This window comes from Sinosporangium album (genome assembly GCF_900100605.1).
In the GTDB taxonomy this organism is placed as follows: Bacteria; Actinomycetota; Actinomycetes; order Streptosporangiales; family Streptosporangiaceae; genus Sinosporangium; species Sinosporangium album.
In genome coordinates this window covers 1-7923 of sequence record NZ_FNCN01000072.1, presented here as the reverse complement: position 1 = coordinate 7923, position 7923 = coordinate 1, and the positions used below count along the sequence as shown (strand labels likewise).

8 protein-coding genes are annotated in these 7923 nt (G+C 67.3%); 4 read left to right on the top strand and 4 right to left on the bottom strand.

Features of this window, described 5'->3' with window-relative positions; all coding sequences use genetic code 11:
• Nucleotides 1-210 precede the first annotated feature (210 nt).
• The 3 genes from BLQ73_RS30535 to BLQ73_RS30525 all read right to left on the bottom strand — a co-directional run bounded on the left by BLQ73_RS30535 (nt 211) and on the right by BLQ73_RS30525 (nt 2100).
• Nucleotides 211-645: a CBS domain-containing protein gene (locus BLQ73_RS30535; protein ID WP_093176364.1), complete on the bottom strand. Its 435-nt coding sequence runs from the start codon at nt 643-645 to the stop codon at nt 211-213.
• 67 nt (nt 646-712) lie between these two features.
• Entirely contained in the window at nt 713-970 is a 258-nt protein-coding gene (locus BLQ73_RS30530) for a sulfurtransferase TusA family protein (protein WP_176955794.1), read from the bottom strand.
• Nucleotides 967-2100, bottom strand: coding sequence for a cysteine desulfurase family protein (locus BLQ73_RS30525; protein ID WP_093176362.1), 1134 nt, complete (start codon nt 2098-2100; stop codon nt 967-969). Before BLQ73_RS30525 ends, BLQ73_RS30530 begins: the two co-directional genes overlap by 4 nt.
• Nucleotides 2101-2232: 132 nt before the next feature.
• Between BLQ73_RS30525 and ctaC the strand changes: the two genes are divergently transcribed.
• From ctaC to BLQ73_RS30505, 4 genes are all read left to right on the top strand, one after another.
• Complete coding sequence (gene ctaC / locus BLQ73_RS30520; RefSeq protein ID WP_093176359.1) at nt 2233-3051, top strand: aa3-type cytochrome oxidase subunit II; 819 nt, start codon at nt 2233-2235, stop codon at nt 3049-3051.
• Nucleotides 3048-4721 carry an aa3-type cytochrome oxidase subunit I gene (gene ctaD / locus BLQ73_RS30515; RefSeq protein ID WP_476712869.1) on the top strand — a complete coding sequence of 558 codons (1674 nt, stop codon included), beginning with the start codon at nt 3048-3050 and terminating at the stop codon, nt 4719-4721. Before ctaC ends, ctaD begins: the two co-directional genes overlap by 4 nt.
• Nucleotides 4718-5113 (top strand): cytochrome c oxidase subunit 4, encoded by a 396-nt coding sequence (locus BLQ73_RS30510; protein WP_093176357.1) that lies wholly within the window; start codon nt 4718-4720, stop codon nt 5111-5113. Before ctaD ends, BLQ73_RS30510 begins: the two co-directional genes overlap by 4 nt.
• Nucleotides 5114-5349: 236 nt before the next feature.
• Nucleotides 5350-6582, top strand: coding sequence for a L,D-transpeptidase (locus BLQ73_RS30505; RefSeq protein WP_245691561.1), 1233 nt, complete (start codon nt 5350-5352; stop codon nt 6580-6582).
• A gap of 155 nt (nt 6583-6737) precedes the next feature.
• On the opposite strand, the gene trpD is transcribed toward BLQ73_RS30505, so the two are convergent.
• Nucleotides 6738-7778, bottom strand: a complete 1041-nt coding sequence (gene trpD / locus BLQ73_RS30500; protein WP_093176352.1) for an anthranilate phosphoribosyltransferase — start codon at nt 7776-7778, stop codon at nt 6738-6740.
• Nucleotides 7779-7923: the final 145 nt, after the last annotated feature.

Here is a 7923-nt window from a genome sequence, read left to right as displayed (position 1 = left end):
CGTTCTGGGTTTCTGGCCGCTTTGGGAGTGCGAGCGGGCGCCGGTGTCTGGACTGAGGAGCGTAGGGAGCGTAGCGACCGGAGTGACGAGGGAAGACATCGGGTTAAGAGCCCGCTCGCCGCGACACGCAGTGTCGCAATAAGCACAGCGTCGCCATAAGCACAGCTCCCGCCGTACCGATCTGTCGGTACGGCGGGAGCTGTGTGCCGGTCACACCCCGGCGTAGATCTTGTGCACGAAGTGCGCGAGCTTGTCGTCTGCCAGGTGTTTGGCCAGGTCGGCCTCGCTGATCATGCCGACGATCCGGTGGTTCTCGATGACGGGGAGCCGGCGTATCTGGTGCTGCTCCATGATCGAGAGCGCCTCTTCCACGCTGGCGTCGGCGTCCACCCAGACGAGTCCGCCGGCGAGGTCGCCCGCGGTGACCTTGGCCGGGTCCTTACCGGCGGCCACGCATTTGATCACGATGTCGCGATCGGTGATGATCCCTTTGAGCCGGTCGTCGCTGCCGCAGATGGGCAGTGCGCCGACCTCCATGTCCCGCATCATCTGCGAGGCCCGGTCGAGAGTCTCGTGCGCCTCGACGCAGCGGGCGCCGGAGCTCATGAGGTCTCGGGCGGTTTGGTGGGTCTTTCCATGGCTCATCGTGATTCCCCCTGAATGAGATGAACTATGGCTTAATACCCATGCTCGGAGGGGCTCAGTAGTCGGCTCAGTAGTTTCGCCGGACGTGGATCGCCCAGCCGCCCTCAGGCAGCTCATAGCTGCCCACATGGTGGTGGGACTTCAGCCTGCACCACGCCGGCACGTCGGTGAAGGCCGCGGGATCGTCCGCCAGCACCGCCACGACCGCGTTCATGGGGACCTGGTTGATCTGCTCGGCGAGCATGATGATCGGGATGGGGCACTTTTTACCCAGCGCGTCGATCGTCAGCGAGGGCTGGGGCGCCGTTTCCCTCGGGTTGCTCATCTCACTCCAGCGTCTTCGCGAATCCGCCGCACCACATCGGGCAGGACGGCCAGGAACCGGTCGACCTCGGCCGCGGCCACACCCCTCGGCAGGGAGATCCGCACATTTCCATGCGTGAGCACTCCCATCGCCTCCAAAACGTGCGATGGACGAAGAGTACTCGCCGTGCATGAACTTCCCGAGGAAACCGCGAAACCCAGGGCGTCCAACGCGGTCAGCAGGGCCTCGCCCTCGACGTACAGGCACGAGAAGGTCATGATGTGCGGCGCCCTCTCGACCGGGTCGCCGATGACCTCGACGTCGGGCACGACCGCGGGGATGGTGGTGCGCAGCCGGTCGATCAGCATCGACAGCCTGGCCATCTCGGAGTTGGCCTCGGAGACCATGGCCCGCAGGGCCGCCGCGGCGGCGACGACGGCCGGCACGTTCTCGAAGCCGGGCACCCGCCGCGCCTCGCGCTCGTCCTCGGGCAGCGGGGAGCGCCAGCGCGTCCCCTTGCGTACGGCGAGCACCCCCACTCCCGCGGGGCCGCCCCACTTGTGCGCACTGGCCGTCAGCACCGACCACCCGGCCGGTACGGCGAGCCGCCCCGCGGTCTGCGCCGCGTCCACCATGAGCGGCACCCCCGCCTTGCGGCAGGCGTCGATCGCCCCCGCGACCGGCTGCAGGGTGCCGACCTCATGGTTGGCCGTCTGCAGGCACGCGAGCGCCGTGCCCGGCACCGACACCGCCTCCTCGAACTCCGCGAGGTCCACAGCCCCCGTACGGCTCACGCCGACAGTGTGCACCGCGCCGCCGTCCCTCTCGTGGGTGCCGGCGGCGTGCAGTACGCTCGAATGCTCGACGGCGCCGGTCACCAGCCGCCGCCCGGCCCGCCGGCGCCCTTGGAGGGCGCCGAGGAGGCCGAGGTGCACGGCCTGGGTGCCGGATGTGGTGAAGGACACCTCGTCGGGCCGCGCCCCGAGCACTTCGGCGATCTCGGCACGCGCCTGATCGAGGAGTAGACGGGCTCGGCGGGCGGTGCCGTAGAGCCTGGCGGGGTCGGACCAGCCGACGTCAAGGGCCGCGATGAGCGCCTGTCGGGCCTGCGGGTGGAGCGGCTCGGTCGACGCCGCGTCGAAGTACGCCACACGCCGACACTAACGGGGGCTGAGAACAGGGGCGGCACCGGTCCGCGCTAATGTGTCCCCACCAAAGCGTGAATATCGAAACGACCGCCCAGGCACGAGCCTTGGGCTTTCAATCTGTGGGGTAGACGATCCGTGAGTCCGACCCGCCGTGCTGTACGGCGTCCGTTGGCCCGGCGCAGGGTGCCACGCGCGGCCGCTCTGGCGCTGCTGGTGGTGTCCGCGACGGGCTGCAGCAACCAGGCTCTTGACGAGTGGTCCCGAGGTGGCATGCCGGAGGGCATCACCACCCAAGCCGAAGTCGTCCAGAATCTCTGGAACGGCTCCTGGATCGCCGCCATCGCCACGGGTGTCGTCGTCACCGCTCTGATCCTGTGGGCGTGCATCTTCCACCGCAAGAAGAAGAACAGCAAGGACGAGCTGCCGCCGCAGGTGCGCTACAACCTGCCGATCGAGATCCTCTACACAGTGGTCCCGATCATCATGGTGTCGGTGTTCTTCTACTTCACGGCGCGCGACCAAGAGGTCCTCACCAAGGTGTCGAACACGCCCGACCTGACGGTCAAGGTGGAGGCGTTCCAGTGGAGCTGGCGCTTCACCACGTCCTACCAGGACAAGAAGGCCGAAGTCGTGGGCATGCCGGTGAGCGACTACCGCAAGGGCCCGCAGCTCGTGCTGCCGGTCAACAAGAAGGTGCTGTTCGAGCTCCACTCGCCCGACGTCATCCACTCCTTCTGGGTGCCGGCGTTCCTCTTCAAGCGCGACGTGATCCCGGGCAACATCAACAAGAACAACAAGTTCGAGATCACCACACTTGACAAGCCAGGCGTCTACGCCGGCCGCTGCGCCGAGCTCTGCGGTGTCGACCACAGCCGCATGCTGTTCTCGGTGAAGCTCGTGTCGCAGGCCGAGTACGACGCGTACATCGCCGGCCAGGCTGGGAGGGCCCAGTGACCGCCATCGACCACCCGGTGACCCAGACCGTCGGCGGTCCCCGCCCCACCCGCCGCGGCAACGTGCTGGCGAAGTGGCTGTCGTCGACGGACCACAAGATCATCGGGCATCTCTACCTCATCACGTCCTTCGTGTTCTTCCTGATCGGCGGCATCATGGCGCTGATCATGCGGGTCGAGCTCGCCCAGCCCGGCCTGCAGGTGACGAGCAACGAGCAGTTCAACCAGCTCTTCACCATGCACGGCACGATCATGCTGCTGATGTTCGCGACCCCGCTGTTCGCCGGGTTCGCCAACGAGCTGATGCCGCTCCAGATCGGCGCCCCCGACGTGGCGTTCCCGCGTCTCAACATGGTGAGCTACTGGCTCTACCTGTTCGGCAGCATCATCGCCGTCTCGGGCTTCTTCACCCCGAACGGCGCCGCCAGCTTCGGCTGGTTCGCCTACACGCCGCTGTCCAACGCGATCAGCTCGCCGGGCATCGGAGGCGACCTATGGATCATGGGTCTCGCCATGTCGGGTCTCGGCACGATCCTCGGCGCGGTCAACTTCATCACCACGATCATCTGCATGCGCGCCCCCGGCATGACCATGTTCCGCATGCCGATGTTCACCTGGAACATCCTGCTCACCTCGATCCTGGTGCTGCTGGCCTTCCCGGTGCTCGCCGCCGCGCTGCTCGCCCTTGAGGCCGACCGGAAGCTCGGCACGCAGATCTTCGCCCCCGAGACCGGTGGTGCGATGCTCTGGCAGCACCTGTTCTGGTTCTTCGGCCACCCCGAGGTCTACATCATCGCCCTGCCGTTCTTCGGCATCGTGACCGAGATCCTCCCGGTGTTCAGCCGCAAGCCGCTGTTCGGCTACATCGGCCTGGTCGGCGCGACCATCGCCATCGCCGGTCTGTCGATCACCGTGTGGGCGCACCACATGTTCCCGACGGGCCAGGTGCTCCTACCGTTCTTCTCCTTCATGACGTTCCTCATCGCCGTGCCGACCGGCGTGAAGTTCTTCAACTGGATCGGCACGATGTGGCGAGGGCATCTCAGCTTCGAGTCACCGATGCTGTTCTCGGTGGGCTTCCTGATCACCTTCCTGCTCGGTGGCCTCACCGGCGTCATCCTGGCGTCGCCGCCGCTCGACTTCCACATCAGCGACACCTACTTCGTCGTCGCCCACTTCCACTACGTGGTGTTCGGCACCGTGGTGTTCGCGATGTTCGCCGGCTTCTACTTCTGGTGGCCGAAGTTCACCGGCAAGATGCTCAACGACAAGCTGGGCAAGTGGCACTTCTGGGCGCTGTTCATCGGCTTCCACGCCACGTTCCTGGTGCAGCACTGGCTCGGCGTCATCGGCTTCCCGCGCCGCTACGCCGACTACAGTGCGGTCGACGGCTTCACCGACCTCAACATGATCTCCTCGATCGGTTCGTTCATCCTGGGCGCGTCCACGCTGTTCTTCTTCTACAACGTCTGGACCACCTGGCGTAACGCACCGAAGGTCACGGTCGACGACCCCTGGGGCTTCGGCGGCTCGCTCGAATGGGCGACCTCGTGCCCGCCGCCGCGGCACAACTTCACGTCGCTGCCGCGTATCAGGTCCGAGCGTCCGGCTTTCGACCTGCACTACCCCCACGTGTCCGCCAAGCGTGAGCTGAAGGGTCAGGAATCATGAAGGTCCAGGGATGGCTCTTCCTTCTCTGCGGCATCTTCTTCGCCGCCGCGGACATCGTCTACTGGTTCTGGTCGCGTGAGCCCGTAGGCACCACGGCGATGGCGATCTCCACCGGGTTCGCCTTCATGGTGGGCTACTACCTGATGTTCACGGCCCGCCGCATCGGCGACCAGCCGGAGGACGACAAGCAGGGCGAGATCAGCGACGGCGCGGGCGAGCTCGGCTTCTTCCCGCCGCACAGCTGGTGGCCGCTGTTCGTCTGCCTCGCCACCGCGCTCACCTTCTTCGGGTTCGTCATCGGCTGGTGGCTGTTCATGATCGGCGTCTTCGCCGTCATCATGTCGATGATCGGGTTCGTGTTCCAGTACTACCGGGGCAACTTCTCGCACTGAGCCACCCCGCCTGAGCGTCGAGGCTCCCCCGGAAATCTGGGGGAGCCTCGTTGTTTATGGATCATCCCGGCAGGTACGAGAACGTGGCATGACCCTGCATATGGAGCGGGTGTCCCTTTTGGGACTCCCGCTTTTCATGTTCTTTGCCGTTCGCTTGGTGTGTCTGATGTGCCTGAGGTGGAGCTCCGGGTAATAACTCCGAAAGGGAAGATCGGTGGTGTGACGGGGGGATTCCGGTGGGTTTTCAGGGGAGTCACTCGATTCGTGGAGCGCTCCACAGCACAGGTCTGCTCGCCATGGCCCTGGTGGCCTCCTGCGCCGTCGGCGGCTCCGACGAGCCCGCCACACAGGACAAGGCCGCCGCGGACGCCGTCATCAACGTCCTGCCGTACGGCAAAGCCAAGAACGTGGCCCCCGACACCACCGTCCTCGTCGCGGCCCAGGGAGGCGCCCTGTCGGCGGTGACGGTCCGCGCGGGCGGCGGCGCAGCCGGCCGGGGCACGGTGATGAAAGGCGTCCTCAGCGCCGACCGCACCAAGTGGCGCAGCAGCCGCAGCATGTCGCCGGGCACGACCTACACGGTCAGCGCCACCGCCACCAACCCGGACGGCAAGCAGACGAAGGTTGAGACGGCGTTCACCACCGTCCAGTCCACCGCCGCCGTCGGGATCAAGGACATCACCCCGCAGAAGGGTGAGTTGGTCGGCGTCGGCATGCCCATCATGATCACCTTCGACAAGGAGATCACGAACCGGGTCGACGTCGAACGCAACCTCCGCGTCGTCACGTCCAAGGCCATCGAGGGAGCCTGGCACTGGGTCGACGGGAAAACCGTGCATTTCCGCCCCCGCGACTACTGGCCGAGCCACACCAAGGTCAAGCTCATCGGGCAGCTCAACGGCGTCGAGGTCGACACGGGGCGCTACGCCACCCAGGACTTCACCCACGAGTTCAAGGTCGGGCGCTCCCAGATGAGCGTCGTCAACACCGACACGCACATGATGAAGGTGCGCCGCGACGGAGAGGTGATCAAGAACTTCCCCATCAGCGCGGGACGAGGCGGCACCTGGAAGTACTACACGACCAACGGCAAGCACGTCGCCATGTCGATGGAGCCCGTCGTCATCATGGACTCCTCCACCGTCGGCTGCGGGCCCGGCTGCCCCGGCTACTACCGTCAGACCGTCTACAGCAATGTGCGCATCTCCAACAGCGGGGAGTACGTCCACGGCGCCCCGTGGTCGGTCGGCTCCCAGGGCAACTCCAACGTCAGCCACGGCTGCGTCAACGTCGGCCCGGAGAACGCCCGCTGGTTCATGAAGAACACCCTGCGCGGCGACCCCATCGACGTCGTCGGCTCACCCCGCCAACTGGAGCCCTTCAACGGCTGGGGTCAGTGGCAGATGTCCTGGCACCGCTGGGTCAAGGGCAGCGCGGTCTCCCTGGCCTTCGACACCGAGAAGCTCTGACAGGGGCCACCCGCGCGACGCTGCCAGGCTCCGCGTACGGCTGAGGCCGCCCTCACCGAGGGCGGCCTCTCCCATGGGACGGCCTCTTCCCAGGAGCGGGTCGGCCCCCGGGCGGCGGGTCGGCCTTCAGGGGCGGGTCGGCTTTGGGTGGTGGGTCAGCTCTGGGCGGCGCTGACGGTGACCCAGCGGTCGAGGGTCGCGGCGGCGGCACCGGAGTCGACGGCGAGCGCGGCGCGGGCATAGGCGTCGATCATCGCGGCGTCGAGGTCGTCGCCGTTGCCCGCCAGCGCGACAAGGGCCGCGGCGGCGTTGAGGAGCACGGCGTCACGCACCGGGCCCGTCGCCCCGCCCAAGGTGTCGTGCACCGCCTTGGCGTTGAACGCGACGTCGCCGCCGCGCAGCGCGTCGGCGCTGGACCTCGGGACGCCGAGCACGGCCGGGTCGAAGGTGGTCTGGGTGGCACTGCCGTCGTGCACGACCCACACGGTCGACGTCGTCGCGATCGTCAGCTCGTCGAGCCCGTCGTCGCCCCGGAACACCAGGGCCGACACCCCGCGCTCGGCGAACACCCCGGCCACGACCGGCAGCAGGCGCGCGTCGTAGACGCCGATGGCCTGAGCGGAGGGCCTCGCAGGGTTGGTGAGCGGGCCCAAGAAGTTGAAGAAGGTCGGCACGCCGATCTCCTTGCGCACCGGCCCGGCGAAGCGCAGCGCCGGATGGTAGACCGGCGCGAAGCAGAAGGCGATGCCCGCCTCCTCGGCCACCCTGGCGGTCGCCTCCGGCGACAGGTCGAGGCGCACACCGAGGTGTTCGAGCACGTCGGCGGCCCCGCACGTGGAAGAGGCGGCGCGGTTGCCGTGCTTGACCACACGCGCGCCCGCGGCCGCGGCCACGATCGCGGCCATGGTCGAGACATTGACCGTGTGGGCCCGGTCGCCGCCCGTGCCGACGACGTCGAGCACCGGGCCCGGCACCCTCAGCGGCGTGGCCAGCTCCAGCATCGTGCGGGCGAGCCCGGTCACCTCCGCGACCGTCTCGCCCTTGGCGCGCAGCGCGACCGCGAAAGCGGCGATCTGGGCGTGTGTCGCGGCCCCCGACATGATCTCTTTCAGCGCCCACGCGGTCTCGTCGGCGGTGAGGTGCTCGCCGGAGAGCAGGGCCGACAACAGCGCGGGCCAGGTGGTGCGCGCGTCCATGAGATCTCCCGGTCTGGATGCCGTCTTCAAGGCGACAATCGTAGGGCACTGTGTTCGATGGCGACGCTTCGCGTCGCGGCGAGGGGGCTCTTGACCCGGTGTCTTCCCTCGTCGCTGTGGTCGCTTCGCTCCCTACGCTCCTCAG